Annotated in this window: 23 protein-coding genes and 7 tRNA genes; 20 read left to right on the forward strand and 10 right to left on the reverse strand. The window is 40.0% G+C overall.

The features are described 5' to 3' along the window. The first annotated feature begins 69 nt into the window (after positions 1–69). Genes ADS77_RS10000 through ADS77_RS10015 form a run of 4 tightly spaced genes read left to right on the forward strand, consistent with a single transcriptional unit; the run spans position 70 to position 7219 of the window. Positions 70–1800, forward strand: a complete 1731-nt coding sequence (locus ADS77_RS10000) for an autotransporter assembly complex protein TamA (protein WP_082355655.1) — start codon at positions 70–72, stop codon at positions 1798–1800. Then, a complete protein-coding gene (locus tag ADS77_RS10005) occupies positions 1800–5474 on the forward strand; it encodes a translocation/assembly module TamB domain-containing protein (RefSeq protein ID WP_054454199.1) in 3675 nt (1224 codons plus the stop codon). Before ADS77_RS10000 ends, ADS77_RS10005 begins: the two co-directional genes overlap by 1 nt. A gap of 9 nt (positions 5475–5483) precedes the next feature. Beyond that, complete coding sequence (locus tag ADS77_RS10010) at positions 5484–6311, forward strand: transporter substrate-binding domain-containing protein (RefSeq protein WP_054205452.1); 828 nt, start codon at positions 5484–5486, stop codon at positions 6309–6311. 35 nt (positions 6312–6346) lie between these two features. After that, positions 6347–7219: a peptidylprolyl isomerase gene (locus ADS77_RS10015; protein WP_082355656.1), complete on the forward strand. Its 873-nt coding sequence runs from the start codon at positions 6347–6349 to the stop codon at positions 7217–7219. Positions 7220–7324: 105 nt separating this feature from the next. Here the strand turns inward: ADS77_RS10015 and queF are convergent, their stop codons facing one another. Next, positions 7325–8170, reverse strand: coding sequence for an NADPH-dependent 7-cyano-7-deazaguanine reductase QueF (gene queF / locus ADS77_RS10020; RefSeq protein ID WP_054205451.1), 846 nt, complete (start codon positions 8168–8170; stop codon positions 7325–7327). 59 nt (positions 8171–8229) lie between these two features. On the opposite strand from queF, the gene syd reads away from it, so the two are divergent. Then, positions 8230–8769 (forward strand): SecY-interacting protein, encoded by a 540-nt coding sequence (gene syd / locus ADS77_RS10025; RefSeq protein WP_054205450.1) that lies wholly within the window; start codon positions 8230–8232, stop codon positions 8767–8769. A gap of 118 nt (positions 8770–8887) precedes the next feature. Here syd and ADS77_RS10030 read toward each other — a convergent pair whose 3' ends face one another. Together ADS77_RS10030 and ADS77_RS10035 are read right to left on the reverse strand one after the other, a co-directional pair. Next, entirely contained in the window at positions 8888–9661 is a 774-nt protein-coding gene (locus tag ADS77_RS10030; protein ID WP_054205449.1) for a Zn-ribbon-containing protein, read from the reverse strand. Between the two features lie 14 nt (positions 9662–9675). Beyond that, a complete protein-coding gene (locus ADS77_RS10035) occupies positions 9676–9942 on the reverse strand; it encodes a hypothetical protein (protein ID WP_054205448.1) in 267 nt (88 codons plus the stop codon). Positions 9943–10334: 392 nt separating this feature from the next. Here ADS77_RS10035 and ADS77_RS10040 point away from each other — a divergent pair, with 392 nt between their 5' ends. Beyond that, positions 10335–10976 (forward strand): GNAT family N-acetyltransferase, encoded by a 642-nt coding sequence (locus ADS77_RS10040; protein ID WP_054205447.1) that lies wholly within the window; start codon positions 10335–10337, stop codon positions 10974–10976. A gap of 666 nt (positions 10977–11642) precedes the next feature. Here the strand turns inward: ADS77_RS10040 and ADS77_RS10045 are convergent. After that, positions 11643–11942 (reverse strand): DUF3301 domain-containing protein, encoded by a 300-nt coding sequence (locus ADS77_RS10045; RefSeq protein WP_054205446.1) that lies wholly within the window; start codon positions 11940–11942, stop codon positions 11643–11645. After that, positions 11943–12971: a DUF3549 family protein gene (locus ADS77_RS10050; protein ID WP_054205525.1), complete on the reverse strand. Its 1029-nt coding sequence runs from the start codon at positions 12969–12971 to the stop codon at positions 11943–11945. A gap of 104 nt (positions 12972–13075) precedes the next feature. Between ADS77_RS10050 and ADS77_RS10055 the strand changes: the two genes are divergently transcribed. Genes ADS77_RS10055 through ADS77_RS10065 form a run of 3 tightly spaced genes read left to right on the forward strand, consistent with a single transcriptional unit; the run spans position 13076 to position 14602 of the window. Beyond that, complete coding sequence (locus tag ADS77_RS10055) at positions 13076–13396, forward strand: YqcC family protein (protein WP_054454201.1); 321 nt, start codon at positions 13076–13078, stop codon at positions 13394–13396. Then, positions 13389–14153, forward strand: coding sequence for a tRNA pseudouridine(65) synthase TruC (gene truC / locus ADS77_RS10060; protein WP_054205444.1), 765 nt, complete (start codon positions 13389–13391; stop codon positions 14151–14153). The genes ADS77_RS10055 and truC overlap by 8 nt, the downstream gene beginning before the upstream one ends. Next, positions 14153–14602: a flavodoxin gene (locus ADS77_RS10065; protein ID WP_054454203.1), complete on the forward strand. Its 450-nt coding sequence runs from the start codon at positions 14153–14155 to the stop codon at positions 14600–14602. Before truC ends, ADS77_RS10065 begins: the two co-directional genes overlap by 1 nt. Positions 14603–14652: 50 nt before the next feature. Here ADS77_RS10065 and ADS77_RS10070 read toward each other — a convergent pair whose 3' ends face one another. Then, a complete protein-coding gene (locus ADS77_RS10070; protein ID WP_054454206.1) occupies positions 14653–16236 on the reverse strand; it encodes a LysM peptidoglycan-binding domain-containing protein in 1584 nt (527 codons plus the stop codon). 136 nt (positions 16237–16372) lie between these two features. Beyond that, positions 16373–17158 (reverse strand): hydroxyacylglutathione hydrolase, encoded by a 786-nt coding sequence (gloB, locus tag ADS77_RS10075; protein WP_054454208.1) that lies wholly within the window; start codon positions 17156–17158, stop codon positions 16373–16375. A gap of 52 nt (positions 17159–17210) precedes the next feature. Here gloB and ADS77_RS10080 point away from each other — a divergent pair, with 52 nt between their 5' ends. Next, positions 17211–17969 (forward strand): class I SAM-dependent methyltransferase, encoded by a 759-nt coding sequence (locus tag ADS77_RS10080; protein ID WP_054454210.1) that lies wholly within the window; start codon positions 17211–17213, stop codon positions 17967–17969. Here ADS77_RS10080 and ADS77_RS10085 read toward each other — a convergent pair. Together ADS77_RS10085 and rnhA are read right to left on the reverse strand one after the other, a co-directional pair. Beyond that, positions 17940–18803 carry an MBL fold metallo-hydrolase gene (locus tag ADS77_RS10085; protein ID WP_054454212.1) on the reverse strand — a complete coding sequence of 288 codons (864 nt, stop codon included), beginning with the start codon at positions 18801–18803 and terminating at the stop codon, positions 17940–17942. The genes ADS77_RS10080 and ADS77_RS10085 overlap by 30 nt on opposite strands. 85 nt (positions 18804–18888) lie before the next feature. Continuing rightward, positions 18889–19356 carry a ribonuclease HI gene (rnhA, locus tag ADS77_RS10090; protein ID WP_054454215.1) on the reverse strand — a complete coding sequence of 156 codons (468 nt, stop codon included), beginning with the start codon at positions 19354–19356 and terminating at the stop codon, positions 18889–18891. Between the two features lie 68 nt (positions 19357–19424). Here rnhA and dnaQ point away from each other — a divergent pair, with 68 nt between their 5' ends. From dnaQ to ADS77_RS10140, 10 genes are all read left to right on the forward strand, one after another. Then, positions 19425–20138 carry a DNA polymerase III subunit epsilon gene (gene dnaQ / locus ADS77_RS10095; RefSeq protein ID WP_054205437.1) on the forward strand — a complete coding sequence of 238 codons (714 nt, stop codon included), beginning with the start codon at positions 19425–19427 and terminating at the stop codon, positions 20136–20138. Positions 20139–20146: 8 nt separating this feature from the next. Next, complete coding sequence (locus ADS77_RS10100) at positions 20147–21523, forward strand: TIGR03503 family protein (protein WP_054454217.1); 1377 nt, start codon at positions 20147–20149, stop codon at positions 21521–21523. A gap of 98 nt (positions 21524–21621) precedes the next feature. After that, positions 21622–21698: transfer RNA gene (locus ADS77_RS10105), tRNA-Asp, on the forward strand. 26 nt (positions 21699–21724) lie between these two features. Next, positions 21725–21801: transfer RNA gene (locus tag ADS77_RS10110), tRNA-Asp, on the forward strand. A gap of 41 nt (positions 21802–21842) precedes the next feature. Further along, positions 21843–21919: transfer RNA gene (locus ADS77_RS10115), tRNA-Asp, on the forward strand. 30 nt (positions 21920–21949) lie between these two features. Continuing rightward, positions 21950–22026, forward strand: a tRNA-Asp gene (locus ADS77_RS10120). Positions 22027–22064: 38 nt separating this feature from the next. Then, a tRNA-Asp gene (locus ADS77_RS10125) sits at positions 22065–22141 on the forward strand. Positions 22142–22178: 37 nt separating this feature from the next. After that, a tRNA-Asp gene (locus tag ADS77_RS10130) sits at positions 22179–22255 on the forward strand. A gap of 54 nt (positions 22256–22309) precedes the next feature. Then, positions 22310–22386: transfer RNA gene (locus ADS77_RS10135), tRNA-Asp, on the forward strand. Positions 22387–22679: 293 nt separating this feature from the next. Next, complete coding sequence (locus ADS77_RS10140; RefSeq protein WP_054454220.1) at positions 22680–23393, forward strand: helix-turn-helix domain-containing protein; 714 nt, start codon at positions 22680–22682, stop codon at positions 23391–23393. A 68-nt stretch (positions 23394–23461) separates the two neighbouring features. Here the strand turns inward: ADS77_RS10140 and ADS77_RS10145 are convergent, their stop codons facing one another. After that, complete coding sequence (locus ADS77_RS10145) at positions 23462–25387, reverse strand: alpha/beta hydrolase family protein (protein ID WP_054205621.1); 1926 nt, start codon at positions 25385–25387, stop codon at positions 23462–23464. Positions 25388–25394: the final 7 nt, after the last annotated feature.

The raw sequence follows: 25394 nt of genomic DNA on the forward strand, positions 1-25394 counted from the left end.
GCGCCCAAGCATATCGATATGTTACTATTTCAACCTTGATGGTTGATTGTTTTTAAGTAGGGGTATTACTTGCCGATTCGGATCGTAACACGCATTGTTTTTATTGTTTGTTTTTGTATAACTACACATATTTTTGCGGCTTCATTAGTCGTTAATGATTATGAAATAAATGGGATCAATGGTGATCTTAAGAATAATGTAGCGCTTTATTTAAAGCAGTTAGAGGGCGAAAAGGCTAATCGTGCGCTGCTTAACCATGCAAAAAAACAAGTTGAGCGAAGCCTAAGAGCGCTTGGGTACTATAAGCCTGCGGTTAAATTAAACTTTGACCACGGGTCACAAAAACTCATTGCAACTATTGAGCGTGGCCCTGTTACTCGTATAAGTAATGTTAATATCACAATAAATGGAGCGGGTAGAACAGACCGCTTACTTGCAAGTACGATTGAAAGTATAAAAATAAAACAAGGCGATATTTTAAATCATAGCGATTACGATACTGCGCGTAAAACTCTAGAAGCACAACTTCTCGAACTTGGTTATTTTGATATGAAATGGCAAGCGCATAAACTCGCTATCTCGTTAAAAAGTAATAGTGCTGACGTCGTGCTAACAATCGATACCGGTGAGCGTTATCAATTTGGCGATCTGATAATTACAAAAAACACGCCTGCAGAAAAATACATTCGTTCACTTGCAAAATTTTCTCAAGGGGGCAGCTATAAAGCAACCAAGGTTGCAGATTATAACTTAGCCCTTTCAAGTACGCCATATTTTACCAGTGTCCGGGTTTATGCTGATATTGCTAACCGTGCAAATAACCAAGTGCCAATTAATGTGGATGTGTTACACAAACCAGCGAATAGTTATGAAATTGGTGGTGGCTTTAATACGGATTTTGGGCCTAAAGTTCGGTTTAAATGGTCAAAACCATGGATCACTGACGATGGCCATTTTTTAGAGAGCAATTTAAACCTTTCAGCAAAACAGCAAGACATATCTTTTAGTTATACGGTGCCGGTTGATGATCCTAATGATGATCTTTGGCGTTTTTCTGCGGGCTATAAATTAGAAGATGAAGTGACTGAAGACATCTACAGTAGGATTTTGACTGGTCAATTACAAAGGCAGTGGCTAACAGAGGATGATTGGGTACGTACAGTATTTCTTCGTCGAGATCATGAAACTTACCGAATTGGTGACGAACAGCAACAAAACTCAAAAATGTTTATGCCGGGTATTAGTTACGCAAAAAAAGAGACAAAAGGTGGAACAACACCTTATTGGGGTGAGCAATGGCTGGTATCAGCAGAGTTTGCGCTTGAGGATGTGTTGTCTACAACGAATATCGCTAGGGTGCAATTTCAAACTGCATGGTTACGTACTTACCTTAACAAACACCTTGTATATTTACGGGCAAATGTAGGGGCAATGCTTGTGGATGATATTAATAATGTACCCTTGTCGTTACGTTTTTTTGCTGGTGGCGATCAAAGCGTACGTGGTTTTTCATATCAATCAATATCACCAGAAGATGAAGAAGGGCGCTTGATTGGCGCCAAGTACTTACTCTCAAGCACCGTGGAATATAATTATCAATTTGCACAAAACTGGCGTGTAGCCTTATTTGTTGATAGCGGTACAGCTACGAATGACTTTTCTGATCGGGTAGAAGTGGGGGCTGGATTTGGTTTTCGTTATTTAACGCCAGTAGGGCCAATTCGAATTGACCACGCATGGGGACTTACGAAAGAAAGTAAAAGTACGCGTTTAAGTATTACTATAGGGCCAGAAATTTAATGTCAATTACGAAAAAAGTTACAGCCGTCTTAACCGCTCTTTTATGCACTCTTGTTGCAGTGGTTTTTTGTTTGCTTTTTACCGCGCCAGGTAACCAGTTAATTGCATATAGTGCAAACAACATGGTGGATGGATTAAAGATAGATATTAAAAAAGGTCGATTTTTATACAATGACCCATTCGATGTTAAATTTAAAAATGAAAGTATAGATTTCACAGCCAAGCAACTAAAACTGGATTTATACTGGTGGCGTTGTGAGGGGTTATGCATTGAAAATATCAGCGCGCAAACTATCAATGTTTCTTTAGCCGCAAGTACAGAGCCATTACCAAAAATCTCAGAAGACGTGCAGCTCGAGCAAAGCAACACCATTGAGCTACCCATTGATATTTACGTGAAGAGAATAGCTGTTCCTACATTTACATTAAAACACCCAAGTGCTGATGTAACGGTTAATAACTTTATATTGGCAGCTTCGGCGGCACAATCAACTGTTGTGTTAAATAACCTTAGTGTGGCGAAAGTAAAGGTTATATTAAAATCAGTGGAGCCAACACCCAGCGAACCTTTAGTTGCACTTGCAGCACTGCCGGATATTCACTTTACTTCAGCGTTGAATATGGTCGTTGAGCGGTTTGATGTAAGCAATGTCAATATTGTTCAAGAACAAAGCAGTCATGATATTAATAATATTAATGGAGCATTTTCAATTGATGGTCCACGTATTGAATTAACGTCTTTAAGTGCTGATTATTTACAGTGGCAACTCGCGAGTCAGTTAAATGCAACATTAACCGAAAAGACACCTATAACGGCTACAATTAGCCTAGATCATCCCGCACACCATATTGCATTGGATGTATCTGGCGATTTGCATAGTTTAGCACTGGATATACAAACTCAGGGTGAATACCCATTGAACGCACAGCTTGAAGCTGATTTAAAAACGGAGAACTTTCCATTTTCAATCAATGCAAGTATCCAACAATGGCTGCTTGATGTGGAACATAACACGTTAAAGATTAATGATGTGCAATTATCTGGTAAGGGTAACGCTGATGACTACGCTATTAATTTAATTGCACAAAGCCAATTGGCCGCCTATCCAAAAGTACAAATCAAGTCAGTTTTAAAAGGGGGGCTAACCCATATCAAAGTTGATGATTTAGCCCTGCTTGCAAATGATAGTAAAGCAACCATGACTGCATCAGCAAGCTGGAACGACGGCATTAAAGGACAGTTTACTGGCTATCTTAAAAACTTAAAGGCACAGTATCTTACTGATACGCTCACGAGTGATGTATCAGGGCAATTAAAAGGGGCATTTAATATAGAGCAAGAAAACTGGCAGTTGGTGATGAATGATACACAGCTCACTGGCACCTTGAATGATATGGCATTTACCTTTGCATCTGACTTTGACATAAATAACTCACTCCATGCCCGAATCAATAAGTTTGAACTCTCTAGCGGCGAAAACACACTGGCCTTAAGTGGCGATGTGACAAAGCGGTGGAATATTAAAGGGAAACTTCACTTAAATAATACGATCCCAGATAAATTACCAATCACAGGGGTGGGCGATGGTAGCTTAGTGATCGCTGGAGAGCGTTTAGAACCGATTGTTAATTTAAACATTGCAATGCGTGATTTAAATTTTTCAGACATAGCAATAGAGCAGTTAGTTTTAAAAACAGATTTTAATTACGCTGCTGATTGGCAAACTAATGCAAGTTTAAAGGTTGAAAACGCCAATGTGTTGGGGCATAAAATTCAAACCTTAGCGATAAATGCCGCGGGTGATAAAACTGACCACCAACTCCAACTTGATCTAGATGCTTTGCAAGGGAAGGCGCAGTTTGAACTTGCTGGAAAATTCATAAATAAAGAGTGGCAGGGTAATTTAAAGGATGTGCTATTAACCGATAATGTTCTACGCTTTCGTGCTAAACCTGCTATTGCAATTAATATTAATACCGACAATGGTGATTTTTTAGTAAAGCAGCACTGTTGGCAAAGTGAAAATAGTAAATTATGTATTGATGAGTTAAATCAAAAAAATCAACAAGGTAAACTAAGTGCGAAGTTGGTTAACTTTGATTTATCACAGATCAAATATTTATTACCAGAGAATGTAATTACACAAGGTGACTTGAATGGTCATATTAACGCTAACTGGCAAGGGCGTGAATTAAGCGCCTTAACAGCCACGATCAATTCTCATGATTTAGTAACTACATTGATCAATGAAGAAAACCGTTATCGTCTACCGCTAGAGACATTCACCATAAACGCAATTGCGGATGCACAGACTGCGCAGTTTAATGCACGTTTAAACTCAAGTGTGATTGGCAACATTAATGCAGACTTACAGGTAACCGATTTAACAGACGCGCAAAATATGTCGGGAACGTTAGATATCGATAAAGTCTTACTCACTGATTTACAGCCACTTATTGGGACGCTTGAACAGTTAAAAGGTGCTATTAGTGGTCAAGTTGCAATCGCTGGGACGACAAACTCACCGTTATTAAGTGGAGAGCTTGATGTAACTGGGGTTAATTTACAGGGGGAACAGCTACCTGTTTCGTTAGTTGATTCAAATGTAAATATAGCATTTGATAAAACGACTGCTGTGTTAAAAGGAAAATTAAAGGATGGTGATGGCGGCTCACTTGATTTAACGGGTGATATTGATTGGCAAGGAGAAAAACCAGCGGTTAATTTAAGTGTATTAGGCAAGCAATTTTATGTCCGCGCGCAGCAAGGTGTGTTATTTAAAGTATCGCCGGATTTAAAAATTAGCTTGGCAGATGATACTTTTAAACTAGCAGGTCAAGTTGTTGTACCCTATGGGCGTATAAAGATCGAAGAGTTACCCGAAGGGGCTGTGCAAGTTAGTGATGATGAAATAATTGTAGATAAGCAAGTTGAGCAAGCCGATGTTGTGCCCTTCAATTATGATATAAACTTGAAGTTGATTGTTGAAAATGATGTGCGGATTGATTCATTTGGCCTAGAATCAAAAATAGAAGGGGACTTAGCAATTAGTTTAAATCAACAAACGCCAATGATAGCAACGGGTGAGTTGAACTTACGCCAAGGCACTTATCGATCATTTGGCCAAGATTTGATCATTCGAACAGGGCAAATTGGTTTTAGCGGTTCGATTGAAAAGCCTTATCTTAATATTAAGGCAATACGTCATCCTGAAAACACAGCTAATGGCGTAATCGCAGGTGTGACGTTAACAGGGAATGTAGAGCATCCTTCTTTAAAGGTTTTCTCGGAACCTGCAATGGATCAAGCGCAATCATTAGCGTATCTACTAAATGGTCAGCCATTGGATGAAGGCAACAGCTCATCAGATGCAATGTTAGCTCAACTTTTGCTTTCACAAGGTGTAAGCCGAAGCGAAGGGGTTGTATCTAAAGTTGGTGAACGTTTTGGTTTTTCTGATGTTAGCTTAAGCTCAAAAGGCAGTGGAGATAACACTAAAGTTGAAATATCGGGGTATTTAGCACCCGATATTAAAGTTAAATACAGTGTTGGGATTTTTGACTCATTAAGTGAGGTTGCAATGCGTTATCAACTAATGTCACAGTTATATATTGAAATTACGAGCAATATAAACCAGAACGTTGATATTCTTTATAAGTTTGACTGGGAGTAAAAAGGCGCGATGCTAAAGCTGGTACTAGTATGCTTACTATTTACATTTAATGTTAGATCGAATACTGAGCAAACAGTGCGCTTTTCTGCGGGAAGCCATCCGTATCCGATTGAATTATTAAAGCTAGCATTGGGCAAGTCAGAAATAAAGATGTTACCTGAAGAGATCGGTAGTATTCCTACACAAACACGTGCAATACGTTTATTAGGTGAAAAAAATGGTATCGACGTATTTTGGGGCGCAACAAGTTCAACGTGGGAAAAGCAAGCAAAGGCAATTTTAATCCCGATAGATAAAGGGTTACTTGGTTATCGTATCCCTTTAGTTAATATTAAAGATAAAGAATTATTTGCTAATGTAACTCACTCAGGGCAATTACGAACTTTTCTATTTGGTTTGAGAGAAGACTGGCCAGATACCGCAATTTTTATTAATAACGAGTTACACACGCAAATTTATGGTCAAGGTGCAGATCCTATTGAAATGCTAAAAGCGAGGCGAATCGACGCATTACCTTATGATATTTTTGATTTAGCACAAAATTATGGTGATGATATTGTTCATGACAAATATATAGCAATACGTTACCCATCAGCGCTTTACTTTTTTGTTGCGAATAAAGATGCCATTTTATATGAGCAAATTAAATCGGGCTTATTAGCAGCGATTGCCGATGGATCCTTTGATGAGTTATTTAATCGTTATTTTGCTAAAACTATCGAACTGGCAGATCTGAAAAACCGCCGAATTATTGAACTTGCAAATCCTTTACTCCCGCTAAGTGCACCAATTCACCAACCACATTTTTGGCTTGATAAAAAAGCGTTAACCAAATAATGTAGCACCACAAAAAATAAAATAAGTTGTGGGATATGTTGAAAAAATCATGCTTAGCTGCAGTTGCACTAATACTAAGTCAAACCAGTGTTGCGAAAACAGCTGCGCAGCCAACAGCGAGTAGTGTTATAAACAGCGCCAGCGCACAAGAGTGGCGAATAGTTGATGCTGACAATATACTAAAAATCACGTTACCAACGGGATCTGCATATATCGAGCTCAACCCCTTACTTGCTCCTAAACATGCTGAGAATATAAAGCAACTTGCGCGTGATGGATTTTATAAAGGGCTAAGTGTTTATCGTTTTGTAGAAGGCTTTGTTGCGCAAGGTGGTGATGCAAGTGGTAAAAAAGCAATAAAAAATGCAAGCAAATCACTCCCTGCAGAATTTTACCTTACTACAGCAACGGCACTTAACATAACTGAACTTGATATCACCGATGGCTATGCGCCGCTAACCGGTTTTTTAAAAGGATTTGCTGTTGCGCAAAATGAGGCTCAAACACAAACTTGGCAAGTGCACTGTAATGGTGTATTCGCGATGGCTCGTGATAACAACATTAACAGTGGTGGAACAGAGTTTTATGTCACTATCGGTCATGGGCCGCGCTATTTAGATAGAAACATTACTGTGTTTGGACGCGTTCTTGAAGGAATGGAACACTTTAATCGTTTATCTCGAACACCAATAGAAGGTGAACTCTTTAACCCAATTGCAGATATACACGTTTTAGCTGACATTGCAAAACACGATACAAGTCAATTTAAAGTGTTAAAAACGGATTCGAATGCCTTTAAGTCACTTATTAAAGCGCGCCAAAATCGCAGTGAAGAATGGTTTGTTGAAACCCCAGATTATGTTGACGTATGTGGTATGCCAATTCCGACAAAACGATTGAAGAGCTAATTGAGGACACTAAACCCCGAACTAGCTCGGGGTTTAGGTTCTTGAATTCAAGTATTAAGTGCAATCATTATGCAGCCACCAGAACTTCTGATTGCCCCGTAAACATTACTGTCGGTTTATTTTCACTGCAAACGGCACATTATCGTGAGAAGTTGAGCGATATGGATTGATATCAAGACCTCCACGGCGTGTATAGCGAGCATACACTTCAAGTTCAGTGATGTTTAATTGCGCCATTAAATCACAATATATCCGCTCTACGCATTGCTCATGAAACTCATTGTGGGTTCGAAACGAAATCAAATAACGCAGCAAAGATTCTTTACATACTTGCTCACCAGTATAACGAATAATAATACTTGCCCAATCGGGTTGCGAAGTAATTAAGCAATTAGACTTAAGTAAATGGCTGTGCAATGTTTCACTCACCGTATTAGTGGAGGCTGGTTTAAGAGAATATGCATCCAAATGATAACTATCGATTTGAATATCTAACTCATCAATACATTCACCAGGTAATGGTGTGCACGGTAAGCAATTATAATCATTAGGGCTATACAAAACGACATCGATAGGCATTGAAACGCCAGCAGATAAATCGGCAATTAAAATAGCTTTTACGTCTTCAATCGAATCAAAGCGCGTTTGATTAAAGCTATTTAAATATAGTTTAAAAGACTTTGATTCAATGATATGACTGCTTTGACAAGGAAATATAAAGCTTGCGACTGCAACGACGGGTTTACCTTTAGTATTTAACCAAGAAAGCTCATATCCGGTCCAAATATCTTGGCCTTTAAATGGGAGAGCAGCTTCATTTATATCAAGTGCATCACGATTAAGTTTACGTGCAATAGGAAACAATAAACTAGGTGTGTAGGTATCTACATATTCTGTTGATTGGCCAAGTACACTGTCTTTTAATTCAGGTGAGTTGCTGTAATCTGTCATGTTAGCTCTTTTGTAGTTACAATAGCGCTATTATACCTAAAGCTTATGAGTTTCGCAGTATGTCTATCACCTCACAATTAGAGCAACTTCACCAATGTTTTGCTAAACGACAGTTAGAGCAGACGCAATTATTACCACGCATTGAACACGATAGTGATTGGCCAAGTCCGTGCGAGGTTGGTACTGCTGATGCAAAAGGGTTGATCCAATGGCAAGCGGTATGTCGTAGCCCCAAAGGCTCTTTAACTGATTTAGCTAATGCGCTTGATGTTAAATTTCCAGATGCGCTGAATGAGTATTATGGAACGTTTTTCGCGGGATGCATTACTGCAAAAATAGACGAACACGAAGTAGAGCTACTGCAAGCGTGGAGTATTGAAGATTTTGATCTACTTCAGCAAAATATTACCGGGCATGTATTGATGAAGCGCAAGCTTAAGCAAGACCCAACTGTATTTATAGGCTTAACAGATCAAGAGGATTTACTCGTCTCAGTGTTAATTACGACGGGTGAAGTATGCTTAGAATATGTAGGTAAAAAGCCACATCATATATTGGCTCCTAACCTAGCTGCATTTATTGAAGCACTTGTAGTTTAAAGTATAGATATTCGCGGAGTTAGATTTACTCCGCATTGTTTATACCCAAGCCACCTCAATATGTGAATTATGCATCTTGAGGTCGCTTGGGTATATTCGACTTTCAATGACCCTAATGTTATTGAAAATCCCACGATATATTAGAGACTAATCCACACGGCTCACATTTAAAATCAAATAAACCAAACCATGACTCAGGTAATTTCCAATCGCTGTTACAGCTAGGGCATTTACGCGCAAGTTCAGATGCTTTATCTGTGCCACCGACACGATATAAATAATAATACACTGGTTTTTTAGTTAAACAGGTGACCCGTTTTGCTATGTCTTTACCACGACGAGAAAGGTCGCTATCCAGATTTGATATTTCATCCAATGCAGGAAACTCACAGCGTGTTGCACCATTAATTTGAATTTGGTCACAGGCTTGCCAATCTTCTTGCCACTTGATTAGTGTTTTATAATCTCCGTTAGCAATAGCGGGGATCTTAAACAAGGGGACGGGTAAAAAATCATCACCACAATACAGCGGGCTACAAGTGTGAACATAGGTCGTGTATAAAATATAACTCGATGGCTCATGGCATTCATCAGCGCCATTAGAGTGGATATCTTGGCCTATCACTTTTACTTTTGGTGCAAGCAAGCCTGCGGCGTGTAATTTATCAATACTGTGTTTTACAAACGGACTATTATTGAGTGGATGCATTGCATCATTAGTAGGGCACATCACGCGCGTTATGAAATAACCGTCTTTTAAAACGGTTGGAAACTCTTCCCCCATTATTTGACCGTTAAAACGAAGTGCATTTACTAAGCGATTGATTGCTTGCTCAGCATTTTCAAGGGTCGTATCTTGGTAACAATCAAACGTTAAATCAACAACAAACATGGTGGGGTCTCAAATTATTTATTTTCTAGTAATGCCAGTAATCGGTCGAGCTTTGCTTCAAGGCGATCAAGTTGACTTGAATTATTTACAGCCTCTACTTTTTGTTGAGGTTGTTTTGCTAAATTATGAATAGACTCTGGGTTGTTTTTATATTGACTCACCGCGGCAATAATAACGGGTAAAGGGATCGTTTGTGTCAGTTTGCTTTTTGTCAAAGCAACAGTCGGGGTTTTTCCTTCATCTAGAAGGGCTTTAATCGCATCAAAAACAACAGCATTCATTCGGTTTATAAACTCTTTAAATAGGGCGTTACACAGTGCTGTGTAATACCGGACTATAATAACAGTAAGTTGGCTCTAGCCAAACAATTTACTGTTGGCGTAAACGTACATTTAGCTCATCAACCACTTCGCTCCAGTGAGCGTTTTGTTCTAAAGGTGTCGTCATAAAATAGTGGTGTGCTTCTTCCTAAAGTCGCTTTTGTAATGATATGTAGTGCCGTATCGTATTTATATCATACTCCTTGATGGTTACGTTAAACCAGTGATAGAACTTTATAATGAGTTATTAGAGTTTAACTCCCGCTGAATTTGCCTTTTAAAGCGCATAGGAATATACCTATAGTACTTAATGTATAAAAATTAAAATAAGCAAACGCTAATAAGGATTAACGATGACCGTCGAAACACAAAGTGAGACATTTCGAGTGCAATACATTGCTGCCGAAGATATCAGTATCGCAGCGAGCTTAATTTATCAAGCCTATCATGATGATCCTGTTTTACAGAAAATGCTTAATTACAGTGAAGCAGCCAAAGGGCCCTATGAGAAAAAACTACGTTCTTTAATTCGCGAAGAACTCAATACATTTTGGCAAGAAAAACAACCCTTGATAGGTTTATATAAAAATGAACGATTAAAAGCAGTAGCCAGTGTTTTTGAATCACAAAGCCAACTACAGGCGCAACGATATTGGCATTGGCGCTTAAAGTTAATGCTCAGTGCTGGCTATTTACAAACGAATCAGTTGATTGATAAAGAGCAAACGATTCGTGATGCCTTAGTTGAGCAAGGTAACTATTACTTTTTAGCCTTTATTGCGGTTGATCCGCATTTTCATGGTCAAGGGCTCGGCCGTTATTTACTGCGCGGTTTAGATGACCTTGTAAAAAGTAATAAAGAGTCAAGTGGAATGGCAGTGTTTGTAACGCAAGGAAAGCATACGGCTTTTTTCAAAAGTGAAGGCTTCACGTGTTTACAGACGCTTACCTTTAACAGCGTACAAGGTGAGCTGTTATTTAAATCGGCTCAATAACATTGACCCAATTAAAACGGCCATAATGGAAGTTTGCGTGTAGGATATATCTTACAGTGGTGTGCGCTTTATCAGTTAATTTTACGTATCTGTATTGTTTTTTTTATTTAATTCATTGTTTTTAATGTACTTTGTGTTTTTTGCAAAAATGTTACATGAAAATAATTATTATTTGCCACTATCGTTAAGTCCCGTTTGCTTTAAACTTTACTTCATCAAGACGATACAGACTCAATGATTGAGCTGGTGCCAAGGAAACGGATTACGGCAATTAAGCAAGATGCTTAGCAGGAAGCAAACGGACAAGTTAACACGGATGCAAGGATGAGTTAGGACACCGCGAGGATGCGGAACATTAGCGGAGCTAATGATAAGGATAACCCAAAGGATTATATTACAGGAAGTAATAGGAGCGTTTGGAGACGCAGGATGGCCAAGGTGGCAAGAGGATAACACTAGGATGTGTAGGATATTGCATTGATGCAACGTGAGGGTGTATGAGGATGTATACCCGTTCAGGGGAAAGATAAAAAGGGTGCTTCGGCTTAGGTATGGATGCCTTATTATGGATGAAGTAAGATTTAGGCGTAACTATATGTTACGCCTTAGTTTTTTGTGTTTCATGTCAAACTATTAAACCTCAAAATATTCCTGATTATTTTCTAACTAGATCTTGTGCGGTGGCACTAAAACGCTCTGCAGCATTTCGTTTTCCATAAATAAAACACCTTGATAAGCGTTTTCACCATCACTGGAGAATTCAAAAGTAAACTCGCTTTTGATCCCTGGTTTGCCGCTTTTTAAAAGCCCAAAGCGGCGTTTAGTACACGCGACACTCATTAATTGCACTTGGAGTTGCTCACTTTGACGTTTTGCATGCGCGTTAGCTGCTTCGGCTACTTTACGATTTAGCCAAAAGAAATAAATTACACTGCCAATAAGAATGAATGTCCACAAACTTGCCATTTAAGAAAATAACCTTCCAATTGCTCGCGCGAGGGTTTCGCTGCGATTTTCTTTACGTAGTAAACCTAGTAAGTGTGGTCTAACACTTGGTATTGCAACTAAATCAGCAAAAATACTTGGAAAAAGCTCTGCTATTTCTTGGTGGTGGGCGCAGTTGTCCATAAAAATATGTAAGCGCTCTGCGTCGGTAAGTAAATTAAAACAGCGTCCAGCAATAGTTAATAAAACATCCGACTCGGTGGAAATGTCTGATTGTAAAATGCTATCGACTAATTGTGCGGTGAGTGTTTGGGCTTGTGCTTTTGACATCGCACGTAATGCGCAGCATAACGCTAGAGTATCTTTTTGCGCAATAGCATGCTGAGCATAGCTCAGTAGTTGCTCGCTAAAAGCGGGTGGTATTTCTACGTGTTCAAGCATCGCGCTGAGTGGTTGTAATACATCGGCTGGCAGATGCTCCCATGCTTGTTGTAATGCAGCTTGGTTTTTACCGTCATTTAAACGCAGTGCAAAATCAGCAATACCTTGTATCGCAACACTTTGCCAATTTTCAAAACCTAATTTTCCACTAAAATAAAGTTGTGTATATTCGTAATATTGTGATGCAGGTTGTTTTAATAATACTTTTAACAGCGCATTGAACGCAGCAAGTTTATTCGCATTGGGTGTGAATACATAAGGGTTGTTATCAAGTTTGCCGTCAGCGTGTGCGCCTGTTAAGTCATTACCTAGTGCTTCTATGACCATATTGGCAAAATGATCGCGACTTGCGCAAACAAGTTTGCTTTGTTCATCAACTGGAAACTTTAAAAACCACACATAAGGTTCACTGCTGGCTTTACGATCCCAAAATTGAATGGCTAACCATGCATGGCCTGCCAATGGAAAAGGATAGGGGATCTGTGCTTGCTCAATAGCTAAAAATTGCTTTTTATCTAGTTTGGTAATATGTCTACCAATATCAAAAACGCGCCAATTTGTGCCTGCGCCATCAAGTAATTGCCCTAAGGTTGCGATCTGCTCGGTCATAATGATCCAATGATTTTTTACTGCAAAATTAGTTAAATTATACGTCATAGCAGGCCATGAGGGAACAGGGTATAATTAACCAATATTTATCAAAGAGGGTGGTTATGTACCAATTAACCCAAACCTATTTAACGCAACTTAAAGCTTTATTAAAGCAGCATCAACTTTGGCAAAATGAACCTATTGATGTTCAAGCGTTAGACTCAACAGTGCCTTTTTGTCACGATACAATGGCGTTTGAGCAGTGGTTACAATTTGTATTTATTGAAAAAATGCAAATGTTAGTCACTCATCAACATCCATTACCAAGTAATTTTTCAATTGCGCCGATGGCCGAGCTAATGCTGACAAAAAAAACCGGTGCGGCAGCCATCACTGCATTACTCTCTGAGCTTGATAACATTTTAGGAAGTGGTCATGAATGAACGCCCTGAGCCAATTGAATTTGGTGAATTAGAGGTTTTATATCGCGATGAAAACTATATTGCTATTAACAAACCATCAGGTCTGCTGGTTCATCGTTCATTTTTAGATAAGCATGAAACACAGTTTGCAATGCAAATGTTACGAGACCAAATAGGTCAGCATGTTTTTCCAGTGCATCGTTTAGATAGGCCTACCTCGGGTATATTGCTTTTTGCATTAAGCTCTGAAGCTGCGCGTGATATAAATCAGCTTTTTATTGATGGTCAAATATCTAAACGGTATTTAGCGTTAGTACGTGGTTTTGCACCAGAGTCGGTATTTTTAGACAAGCCACTTAAAGAAGAGCTTGATAAAATAGCTGATAAGTTTGCAGATCAAAATAAGGAGCCACAAGAGGCGCAAACCCAGTTTAACTGTTTACATCAAGCTACGTTGCCGATCCCGATTGGTAAATACCCCACTGTACGTTATTCGCTGGTGGAATGCTTTCCTAAAACGGGGCGAAAACATCAAATTCGCCGTCACTTAAAACACTTATCATTGCCAATTATTGGTGATGTAAATCACGGTGATAATCAGCATAACCAGTTTTTTAGAGAGCATTTTGAATTACGTCGATTAATGTTATTTGCAACGGAGCTTAATTTTGTGCACCCTTATACTCAACAACTGATCAATATTAAAGCGCCGTTAGGTGAGGCAATGCTTACTATTTGCCAACAACTTGGCTGGCCAAATACAGAAAAGGATTATTAATGGCACATATTAGTATTTTTGTAGGCAGTGTTAATGGCGGCGCAGAACGTTTAAGCGATGATATTGCAAAAACAATTGAGCAAGTGGGTCATACAGCCGTTGTAATTACTGAAGCATCACTTGATGATATAAAAAATGCCTCGCATATTTTAATTGTTACCTCAACTACAGGGCAAGGTGATGTGCCAAGTAATTTAGTGGGGTTATATTTTGCTATGAATAGCACTTCCCCTATGTTGACAGGCAAACCTTTTGGCGTGATAGCGATGGGAGATAGGTGCTATGGTGAAACATTTTGTGGAGCAGGGAGAAGCTTTGATGAGTTATTACGCGACTTACAAGCAAAGCCTGTTGGTAATCGCTTAGAAATAGATGCCAGTGAAAACTTTGAGCCATGGCCAGTAACAGAGCCTTGGCTAAAGCTGTGGTTAACGAAGCTTCCAGAGTAAGTAAAAAGAGCGCATGAGCGCTCTTTTTATTAGTTATGTTTTAGCTTACGTTATGTGCTTTTTACATCAACTTTTAGCTTTAACTTTTGCCCGGGTTGTAAGTATTTTTGCCCTGAGAGATCATTCCATTTAATAATATCGTTGATCGTTAGGTTAAACTTAGATGCAATGCGCGCGAGTGAGTCACCGCGACGGACTTTATAGATAATCGTACGGTTGGTGCTAATTAATGCTGTTTGGGTGTTCTTAGCACTTTTATACACAGTTAGCTTTTGGCCTAAACGTAATACGCTATTCTTTTTAAGTTTGTTCCATTTAGCGAGCTCATTAATGGTTACATCGTATTCTCGACTTATATCCCATAACGTATCACCACTTTTAACCGTGTGAGAGAGCTTCTTTTTCGTGCTTTTATTCACGGCCATGCGTACTTGTTTGGGTAAGTGCGCGCTATTAATCGCACCATCACTTAATGGCACGAGTAACTGTTGACCAACACGAATTGTATTTGATTTAAGTTTATTCAGTGACTTAATTGCAGCGGCGCTGGTTGAGAATTTATTAGCAATAACCGATAAGCTATCACCATTGGCGACAATATACTGCTGCCAGCGTAAGCGATCTTTTAAGTCAGTTTTTGCGAGTAACTGCTGAAATTGTTCTACTTTATCAGAGGGTAATAATAAAAAGTGTGGGCCATTAGGATCTGTTGCCCAGCGGTTAAAGCCCGGATTTAAACGATACAACTCAGTTAAGCTAATATCGGCCATATCTGCGGCGAGTGCTAAGTCAATTTGTGAGCCAATATCAACGACTTCGACAACTTGTGCATTAATGATCGGATCCCATTTAAGACCAAATTCTTCTTGACGTTTTAATAAGTCAGACAAGGCTAATAGCTTTGGTACATACGCAGTGGTTTCACTGGGTAAATCAAGAGACCAAAAGTCAGTTGGCAAATGCTTTTTACGGTTCTTTTTAATTGCGCGTAATAAGCGACCTTCACCTGAGTTGTATGCTGCTATAGCGTTGAGCCAGTCACCTTCAAGGGTTTTATGCAAATACGACAAATAATCAAGTGCCGCACGGGTTGATTGTACAATGTCACGACGGCCGTCGTACCACCAGTTTTGTTTTAAATCAAAACGTTCCCCTGTTTGTGGCATGAATTGCCAAATACCAGAAGCTGTACGGTGTGAGTAACCAAATGGGTCGAAAGCACTTTCAACAATGGGTAATAGCGCAATTTCAATTGGCATTTCACGTTTTTCAACTTCTTCAACAATAAAATGCAGGTACGGCTCGGCTCGTTTCGAAATGCGATCTAAATATGATTGATGACGGGCATAGTAATTACGCTCAGTAACAACAGGTCGATTTTGTGGCACTTCAATCGATAATTGGTAACGGATTCGTTCCCACACATCATCAAAAATAGGCGGCGCTTCATCAAGTTCGTTGACTTGTTGATATTGCGCATTAATCATTAATGCTTCGCTGATGTCGTTAGGGCTTGCGCCATTAAGCTGCTGCTCTTGTTGATTGACAATAACGTCATCAGATTGTGTTGATGTCAATGTCTGACAACCACTTAGCGTTAGTGCCAAGGCTAAAACGAGGGGGGATTTCTTCATAAATACCAATACATCAGGTAAAAAACTCGGCAAATACTACCCGTTATGACACGGTATTACCACTTTATGACCGTTTTAAATATGCAATAATGGGCTGTTTATCAGCTAACTAAATAATCTGTTTAGATTTTTTACACTAAAAATGATCTTTCCACGCTCTAAGACTTGCAAAGCGTTGCCAAGGTTCATTATTTTGTTTTAGTTGTGTTGCCATTACGCAAAATTTCTTTGGTAAGTACTCTGTTATTGATGACAAATCACTGCGCATAAATGGGTTTATTTTTCGCTCTTGTTTTAATGTGCTTGGCAGCGTGATTTCATTTTTCTGACGCTTTGCCCTCACCCAGTCATTGTAATAAATCAGATCTGGATTGTTAGGTTCTACAGCCAATGCAAATGCTAGGTTGGCTTGGGTGTATTCATGAGTGCAATAAATTTTACAGTCATCGGGTAGCGTTTTTAGTTTATCGAAAGAGTGATACATTTGCTGCGCCGTGCCTTCAAATAAGCGTCCACATCCACCACTAAATAACGTATCTCCAGTAAAAGCTAAAGTGGGATGGGTATAGCAAATATGATCCAGCGTATGTCCAGGTGTTGTCATAATAGTAAATTGAGTCCCCAGAACCGTTAAACTATCGTTATCCTTGAGCGGCTTAGTTATTCCTTTAAATGGACTGTTGTGTGGGCCATATACGTCAATATAATTAAATTCCTCGCACAAAGTGGCTATGCCATCAGTGTGATCATAATGATGATGCGTGATTAGAATTCCTGCGAGGGTTAAACCATGTTTTGCTAAATGTGCTAATACAGGCTCTGCTTGACCAGGATCGACAACCCAAACTTGATCACATTCAGCTCGACTTAGGCACCAAATATAATTATCAGAAAAGGCTTTAATTGCTTTGACTTGCACCATGTGGCATTGCTCTATAAAGTGACGATATTAAACATTATAACGAGCTTAGCGCATGAAACCAGCCCTTAGTTTTCAAGAAGGACCCAAACCACTGTCGTGGCAAGAGTTTCCTCATGGTGACTACTTACGTTGCGATATAGAGCGAAAAATGGGGAAGTGGTTGCCGCGTATGTTTGGCTATCACATGCTCAAGCTTGGTAATTTAAGTGGTGAACTCAATACCAGTGAAAGCACTATTAAACACCAAGTTTGCGTCGCTGAATCTGGACCATTTACAGGGGTGGTTGCTGATATAGATGAACTGCCATTTTATGAGCACAGCGTTGATGCATGTATTTTAAGCCATTGCTTAGAATATCATTCAGATCCACACCATATATTACGCGAAGCACATCGTACCTTGATCCCTGGTGGTTATATAGTTATCACCGGCTTTAACCCATTTAGTTTATGTGGGCTTGCGCAGTTATTACCTTTTAGTGGCCAAAAATTGCCATGGACTGGGCGCTTTTTTACACCTGCACGGGTAAAAGATTGGCTTAATCTACTGGGATTTGAAATTGTCAGCGATGAGCGTTTTATTTATTCTTCACTGGCGCGTGGTAATCGGTTGTCTCGGTTTGCACCATGGCGACGCTTTACAAAACAATACCTAAAGCCAATGGGGAGTGTTTATATGATCGTAGCACGCAAACGTGTTACACCACTGACCCCGATAAAACCTAAATGGCATGCACGGCCACAGTTTTCACCTGTAAAAGGAGCGGGCCTTCGCCAAACCTCAAAGCAGCACCGTGAGCGGGATCGTTAAATATCGTTGCCTATTTTGTTGAGGTTGCGGCAACTGGCCTGCGCGAATATTCATTTGTATTGCCGGATGTAGTAATTTTGGCGCGCTGAGTGTTGCATCACGGTTATTACGCGTTGCAATATAATCCTGTTCGGTGGTTTGTAAGTGTATATTGCTAATACGTTGCTCTTTTACAGATGTTTTATTAGCAAGTGCGCGGCCATTAGGTTGGTAGTCATGGCACATCCATAAAATCGTTTCATTTGGTAAAGCTAAAATGCGTTGCAACGACTGATATAGTTGCTCAGCACTGCCACCAGGGAAATCACATCGCGCCGTGCCACTATCTGGCATAAAAAAGGTATCGCCTACAAATAAATTACCGGCAATAAAAAAGCTGACGCTATCAGGTGTGTGACCAGGTGTTGCTAGTACTTGCACAGTATGCTCGCCCAGCGTAAAACAGTCGTTATCACTAAAAAGTAAGTTAAAAGGGACTCCATCGCATGGCATATCAATATTGTAAAGGCGGCTAAAGTGAGCTTGTACTTGGACTATATTTTTACCGGTAGCCAATTTGCAGGGATTATATGCACCTAAATGCTGTTTTATGTAACTTGCAGCAGTAATATGATCAGCATGAGCGTGTGTTTCTAATATCCATTCTAATGTCAGTTGTTTACGGTTGATGTGAGTAATAATGTCATCAGCAGTTTCAAAGCTTAATGTACCGTTCGCCGCGTCAAAATCAGCGGGGGCATCGATCAACATGGCTGTTTTAGTCGTTAGGCAATAGACTAAATACGTAAATGTAGCACTTTGTTGATGAAAAAAAGACTCGACTGAGATAGACATTTTACAACTCCACTATATGATATATCTAAATCTTATATCATATAACCAAGTTGTAAAATAGTGTGCGATGAATTACCACCTGGTATTATTCAGGGTTATAACCTTCATCGAGCAATAAATCTTTGCTGCCTGCGGCATCACGGGCTAAATCATCAACAATTTCATTGTATTTATTGCCACTATGGCCTTTTACCCACTTCCACGTAACGTTATGGCGGGCACAGGCCTCATCAAGACGTTTCCATAAATCAACATTTTTCACCGGCTTTTTGGCGGCAGTTTTCCAGCCACGCTTTTTCCAGTTTGCAACCCATGACTCAATACCTTGCTTTACGTATTGGCTATCGGTAGTAAGATTTATATCGCAAGGGCGGTTTAGACTTTCAAGTGCAACAATGGCTGCCAGCATTTCCATGCGATTATTGGTCGTGAGTGTGTAGCCTTGGCTTAATTTTTTTTCGTGGTCATTATAAAACATAAAAATACCATAACCGCCGGGGCCCGGATTACCTAAACATGAGCCATCGGTGTAAATCTCTACGGTTTTTTGCACTGTTTTCCCTTGATCTTATGTACAATAAAGTGATTATAGAAAGATACCAGAGTCAGGCTAAATTCGATATGGCACGTAGACAAATAGTTTTAGATACAGAAACCACCGGCATCGACCCTAAACAAGGGCACCGCATTATAGAAATAGGGTGCGTGGAATTAGTGAATCGCCGCCTTACGGGGAATAACTTTCATGTATATATTAACCCACAGCGAAAAAGTGAAGAAGAAGCTATTGATGTTCACGGTATCACCAATGAGTTTTTACGCGATAAACCGTTGTTTCATCAAATAGCTCAAGAATTTTTAGACTATATTAAAGGGGCTGAGCTAGTTATCCATAATGCACCGTTCGATGTTGGTCATATGGATAATGAATTTGCCTTGCTTAATCAGGGCTATCAAAAAACCCATGATTACTGCCAAGTTCTCGACACCCTCAAAATGGCGCGTGACTTGCATCCAGGACAGAAGAATAACCTAGATGCGTTATGTCGTCGTTATGATGTCGATAACGCTAAGCGTACGTTACACGGCGCGCTACTGGATTCTGAGATCTTAGCGGATGTTTATTTAGCGATGACGGGTGGGCAAGTAAAGCTCAACCTAAATCAAAATAAAAATCAGGGCAGCGAACAGCAGCAAAAAGAAATTCGTCGCTTAGACCCAAACCGAGCCCCTTTAGTTGTATTACACGCGACCCACGATGAGCAGCTCGCTCATAACGAGCGACTAGATATAGTCAATAAAGCTGGCGGCCAATGCGTATGGCGCGCCGAATAAGGCAAAACATGAGAAGTATACTGTTAGCTGTGTGTTTAGCATTCATGCTACCGAACACTGGTAATGCAACAAGTGAAGATAAAATTACGCTATTACAGCGCGATGGGCAGCAAAATGAAATTCCATTGCTTGAAAATCGTTTTCGCATTGATCACAAAATTGATGAAATAACATTATTGTTTTTTCGTAAGCCCGGCTCACCTGCTGTTGTACTAGTTAGACCCGATGGTAGTAAATACTATTCAACGTCGCCGCGCAATGACGCAAACCTAGAATGGTTTGATGAACTTAGCTATGATTTGATCACGATTAAGCAGCCAATGGCTGGGCCTTGGCAAGTGGTTGGCAGTATTTTACCTAATAGCCGTATAGTGGTGCTCGGTGAAATTGAGTTGCAGGTTGATCCATTACCGTCGCTGTTGTTTCGTGGTGAAACAGTCAAAGTCACAGGAAAGGTTCTCAATGATGGTGAACCTATTAAAGTTGGCCTGTTTCGTGATGTGGTTAGTTTACATGTAGACTTTATAAGTACTAATAATAGTGATTACGCAAATTTTGGTGCCGGAACACAAGCTGTTGCAGAATTTAAAGATGACGGGCGTGGTTTTGACGAACGCCCTAAAGATGGTATTTTTACTGGCGAATTCAAATTAGTATTTCCAGCAGGGCAATGGCAACCCGAGCTGTATATTGAAACCCCATTATTAAAACGCACCGTTGTACAAGATATGATAGAAGTAAAAGAGCCACCTTTTAACTATACAATCGCGTTAGCTGAAGATGATCTGCAAGAACATCAATTAACAATTACCCTTGATAACCAAATAGTGCAACCAGAGACGGTGTTGATCCAAGGGAAAATTTATTACCCCAATAATGAAGAGCAAATGTTCACGCTTGATGCCAATAAAACATTAACACGAGAGCTTGCAATAAAAAATTATGACTGGGGACGATACAGTGTTGAGCTTTCTGTTTTTGGTACAAATATTAATGGCCGAGAATTTATGGCGACTCTACCTACATATAAATTTGAAATAGAGCGACCAATTGAAGCCGTACCAGAAATTGAAAAGCCGGTTATGACAGCAGCCCAGCTACAAGAAATCGAAAAAGCGGCAAAAGAAGCCGAAGCAATGTCGACTATGACGCTAATTAGTTTAATTATTGGCGGGAATTTACTGGTTTTATTACTAGGCGGGTTAGCAATTCGTGTATTTGTACAGAAAAAATCAATTTTGCCAAAAATCAATTTACCGTTTTTGAAGAAAAAATCAGCAGTGGATCCAACGCCGCAAAGTAATGAAAAAAAAGAAGTTGGTGAAAATGGTTCAAAAAATGACAAATCAGGTGAAATTTTAAACCTTTCGATGTCGGATGACTAAAAAGGCTGTAAAAAAACAAAAAAGCCCTTGACGAAATAGGTGTTGGTTCGTATTATTCACGCCGCTGCCAAGGGAGACCTAGACAGCAACGAAAATAAGGAGTGGTAGTTCAGTTGGTTAGAATACCGGCCTGTCACGCCGGGGGTCGCGGGTTCGAGTCCCGTCCACTCCGCCAATTTTCGAAAACTTGTAAGTAAAGCTGGAGTGGTAGTTCAGTTGGTTAGAATACCGGCCTGTCACGCCGGGGGTCGCGGGTTCGAGTCCCGTCCACTCCGCCAACGCTTACACAACATATGGTTGTAAAACATATTCTTATTATGGAGTGGTAGTTCAGTTGGTTAGAATACCGGCCTGTCACGCCGGGGGTCGCGGGTTCGAGTCCCGTCCACTCCGCCAATAAGAAAAATAACAGTTTAAATATGCGCTGGAGTGGTAGTTCAGTTGGTTAGAATACCGGCCTGTCACGCCGGGGGTCGCGGGTTCGAGTCCCGTCCACTCCGCCAACTATTTAAACAATGTTATATTACAAAATTTGTATGCTGGAGTGGTAGTTCAGTTGGTTAGAATACCGGCCTGTCACGCCGGGGGTCGCGGGTTCGAGTCCCGTCCACTCCGCCAACAAATTAAGTAATAACAAGTATAATGATATCTCTGCGGAGTGGTAGTTCAGTTGGTTAGAATACCGGCCTGTCACGCCGGGGGTCGCGGGTTCGAGTCCCGTCCACTCCGCCACTTGATATCATGAATAAAATTAGTAAGTGCATTACCCCATGCACATACCACTGCGGAGTGGTAGTTCAGTTGGTTAGAATACCGGCCTGTCACGCCGGGGGTCGCGGGTTCGAGTCCCGTCCACTCCGCCACTTGTTATTTCCTCAATAACAAGTTTATAAAATCCTTGTATAAATCTTTTAATAAAACATACTTTGGCTATCAGCTATCAGCTATCAGCTATCAGCTATCAGCTATCAGCTATCAGCTATCAGCTATCAGCTATCAGCTATCAGCTATCAGCTATCAGCTATCAGCTATCAGCTATCAGATCGACTCTTTTATACTAACCTGTTAATATTCCTTATTATTCTTCATTATTCAGCTTCTTATATCTGTATGAATAGCTAAGAATCTAGTCTCACTTTAAAAAGGAAGCACTAAGATGAGCACATTAGGTCAACAACTAAAGCAGTTAAGAAATAATAAAAAATTGAGCCAACCTGAATTTGCAGAGCAAGTGGGTATAGAGCAAAGTTATCTATCAAAGCTTGAAAATGATAAATCCATCCCTTCTAATGAAATATTTAGATCTTTGCTTCGAGCATTAGATATGTCTATCGATGAGTTTATGAAACCGCTTATGACCAGTGATGACAAAGTAAGGTTAATTCAAATACCAGATGTGGAGCAGTGGATTAAAAGCCAAGCCATTAATACTGCGGTCAAACAACGGAAATTTATTTATTGTGCTATGTTTTTAATATCGTTTGGCTGTGCGTTGTTTTATGCAGGGCATAAAAACTACGTGTTTAATGAACAGTTTTATGAATATCAATCTATTGGTGTTATTAAACCGAATGAGCCATTAGAAATTTTTAATCATTGGCGAACGCTTATTGTAGATAAAACTAAAGTTGATGAAAAGCGCAGAGAGATGATAGCAAGACGTGTTGAATTGAGTCAGTTTATCTCTGTGTATAAAGGTGGATCATTCTCTGAAAATGTGGACGGTGGGACGCGAGTATATACTTTTAAAAGTAAATTGCAGCCTATTCCCCATTATGGCAATAACTGGCTTGAGTTTATTGGACTATTCGCAGCATTGTTTGGTATAGCACTGGCAGTATTTGAGCCAAAGTTAACACGCCACCAATAAAAAGCTGCATGCTAACAAGCACACAGCCTTTATTTTAAATTTAGCCCATACTTGTATGGGCTAACGCACTATTTTAAATAGGTATCTAAAAAGTTTAAGTAAGCGTTAGAAGCCGTAATACGGTTTTCTTTTTTACTAAAACCATGGCCTTCATCATCAAACAACACATATTCTACGGGTACGCCATTGGCTTTTACCGCAGCAACCAGTTCATCACTTTCTACTTGTAAAACGCGAGGATCGTTCGCACCTTGAATAACCATCAATGGTTTGGTGATATTCTTAGCGTGAAATAATGGCGAAATAGCACGATGACGTTCACCGTCAGTCGCTGGATCGCCCATTTCATCGTACAGTGACTTTTTAAAGCTTTCCCACCAAGGCGGAATAGAATTTAGGGTACGTACCCAGTTTGTAACGCCAAAAATATTAATGCCGACTTTAAATTCTTCCGGTTCAAAAGCCAGTGCTGCTGCGGTCATAAAGCCGCCATAGCTGCCGCCCATAATACCGATTCTATCAGCATCAACCCAATCCAGACCTTGTAAGTGCTGCTTACCAAATACAATATCTTGTAAGTCGTCGGTGCCGTGTTTTTTATCATCTAGGTGGAAAAATGTTTTACCATAGCCTGAGCTGCCACGGTTATTAACGGCAAAAATGGCGTAACCATGATTCACTAAATGTTGCTGCATAGCACTGTAACCGGTGCGGCTTTGCCCACCTGGTCCGCCGTGCACCCAAATAAGCGCAGGAACTTTATTTGTGCTGCTTGCTTGTTTTGGTTTGTATAAAACGCCAGGTATTTCAAGGCCATCAAAACTTTTAAAGCGAACGATTGTGCTTTCAACTAAGTCGTTTTGGTTAATTTCTTTACTTAGCGTATTTGTAAGCTGTTTTGCTTGATTGCTGCCAACTTGCCACACAAATAAATTACTTGGCGACGTATCTGAGTTTAGATAAAACGCCATCGTTTTTTCATCGCTTGAAAAGTTAACGCTGCGCAAGTTGCCTGCGGGTAATGTCGGCATCGCAATTTCTTTGCCTGTTTGGGTATCGATCACGGTTACTTTGGTGCTCGCGTCAGCATTTACACCACTTACTTGATAACGGCCTGATTTAGAGAAATAAATAAAACTCACATCCCAATCATCTTTTAATGCAGCGCTATGTTCACCGGTGGCTAAGTCATAACGCCATACCTGTGAAAACTCACCTTTAGCGTCTGTTGAGTAATATAAATATTTGCTGTCAACAGAGAAGGTGTCAGGGCTGTACTGTGCTGGTGTGTCATGCTTTGAAATTAATTGCGGTTTGAGTGACTTTTTATAGGTATCAAGAATAAAGGTATCGCTGTCTTTATTGGTATTACTTTTAGATAAAGCGATATAGCGACCGTCGGGGCTAATTGCACCTACGTTTAGGCCTAATGTGTTTTGATAAACAGGCGTTATTTTATATGTTTTGCTATCAACGCGGTACAAGTCCATAAACTTCGCGTCGCGTTTATTACTGGTGATAAAAAATTGGCTGCCATCTTTAGTAAAACCTGCAAAACTTGCGCGGGTTTCATCCCCTGGCGTTAAATCTTTGACTGTGCCATCAGCTTCGCGTACGTACACGTGGTAGCGTTCGTTACCGCCTGAATCTTTGGTAAATAATACCCGATCATCATTTGGGAAGTAACGCACAGGGTAGGTGCTGTCTTCAAAATTAGTTAAACGGGTTTTATCGCCAGTTGTAGCGTTTACTTCGTATAGGCTATAAATACCACTTTCATCACTACTAACTAAAATTTTGTCGCCTGTTGAGGAAAAACTATTGCCCCTGATTGAAGTCGTATCAAAAAAGGTGTCAGCATTATACGTTTTAATAGATTGAACTTGCGGAGCTTGTGTACTTACGGCGCTATTTGATGGAGTCGATTGACTACACCCGCCCAATGCAAGTGTTATTGCACAGGCAACCGTTGCGAATTTTAAAGATTGTTTCATGGTTACA

It is taken from the genome of Pseudoalteromonas porphyrae, assembly GCF_001298125.1.
Classification (GTDB): Bacteria; Pseudomonadota; Gammaproteobacteria; order Enterobacterales; family Alteromonadaceae; genus Pseudoalteromonas; species Pseudoalteromonas neustonica.

Excerpts from the sequence above, each read along its gene's own strand:
- ADS77_RS10005 (WP_054454199.1), top strand. The coding sequence starts at position 1,800 with ATGTCAATTACGAAAAAAGTTACAGCCGTCTTAACCGCTCTTTTATGC.
- ADS77_RS10010 (WP_054205452.1), top strand. The coding sequence starts at position 5,484 with ATGCTAAAGCTGGTACTAGTATGCTTACTATTTACATTTAATGTTAGA.
- ADS77_RS10015 (WP_082355656.1), top strand. The coding sequence starts at position 6,347 with ATGTTGAAAAAATCATGCTTAGCTGCAGTTGCACTAATACTAAGTCAA.
- queF (WP_054205451.1), bottom strand. The coding sequence starts at position 8,170 with ATGACAGATTACAGCAACTCACCTGAATTAAAAGACAGTGTACTTGGC.
- syd (WP_054205450.1), top strand. The coding sequence starts at position 8,230 with ATGTCTATCACCTCACAATTAGAGCAACTTCACCAATGTTTTGCTAAA.
- ADS77_RS10030 (WP_054205449.1), bottom strand. The coding sequence starts at position 9,661 with ATGTTTGTTGTTGATTTAACGTTTGATTGTTACCAAGATACGACCCTT.
- ADS77_RS10035 (WP_054205448.1), bottom strand. The coding sequence starts at position 9,942 with ATGAATGCTGTTGTTTTTGATGCGATTAAAGCCCTTCTAGATGAAGGA.
- ADS77_RS10040 (WP_054205447.1), top strand. The coding sequence starts at position 10,335 with ATGACCGTCGAAACACAAAGTGAGACATTTCGAGTGCAATACATTGCT.
- ADS77_RS10045 (WP_054205446.1), bottom strand. The coding sequence starts at position 11,942 with ATGGCAAGTTTGTGGACATTCATTCTTATTGGCAGTGTAATTTATTTC.
- ADS77_RS10050 (WP_054205525.1), bottom strand. The coding sequence starts at position 12,971 with ATGACCGAGCAGATCGCAACCTTAGGGCAATTACTTGATGGCGCAGGC.
- ADS77_RS10055 (WP_054454201.1), top strand. The coding sequence starts at position 13,076 with ATGTACCAATTAACCCAAACCTATTTAACGCAACTTAAAGCTTTATTA.
- truC (WP_054205444.1), top strand. The coding sequence starts at position 13,389 with ATGAATGAACGCCCTGAGCCAATTGAATTTGGTGAATTAGAGGTTTTA.
- ADS77_RS10065 (WP_054454203.1), top strand. The coding sequence starts at position 14,153 with ATGGCACATATTAGTATTTTTGTAGGCAGTGTTAATGGCGGCGCAGAA.
- ADS77_RS10070 (WP_054454206.1), bottom strand. The coding sequence starts at position 16,236 with ATGAAGAAATCCCCCCTCGTTTTAGCCTTGGCACTAACGCTAAGTGGT.
- gloB (WP_054454208.1), bottom strand. The coding sequence starts at position 17,158 with ATGGTGCAAGTCAAAGCAATTAAAGCCTTTTCTGATAATTATATTTGG.
- ADS77_RS10080 (WP_054454210.1), top strand. The coding sequence starts at position 17,211 with ATGAAACCAGCCCTTAGTTTTCAAGAAGGACCCAAACCACTGTCGTGG.
- ADS77_RS10085 (WP_054454212.1), bottom strand. The coding sequence starts at position 18,803 with ATGTCTATCTCAGTCGAGTCTTTTTTTCATCAACAAAGTGCTACATTT.
- dnaQ (WP_054205437.1), top strand. The coding sequence starts at position 19,425 with ATGGCACGTAGACAAATAGTTTTAGATACAGAAACCACCGGCATCGAC.
- ADS77_RS10100 (WP_054454217.1), top strand. The coding sequence starts at position 20,147 with ATGAGAAGTATACTGTTAGCTGTGTGTTTAGCATTCATGCTACCGAAC.
- ADS77_RS10140 (WP_054454220.1), top strand. The coding sequence starts at position 22,680 with ATGAGCACATTAGGTCAACAACTAAAGCAGTTAAGAAATAATAAAAAA.
- ADS77_RS10145 (WP_054205621.1), bottom strand. The coding sequence starts at position 25,387 with ATGAAACAATCTTTAAAATTCGCAACGGTTGCCTGTGCAATAACACTT.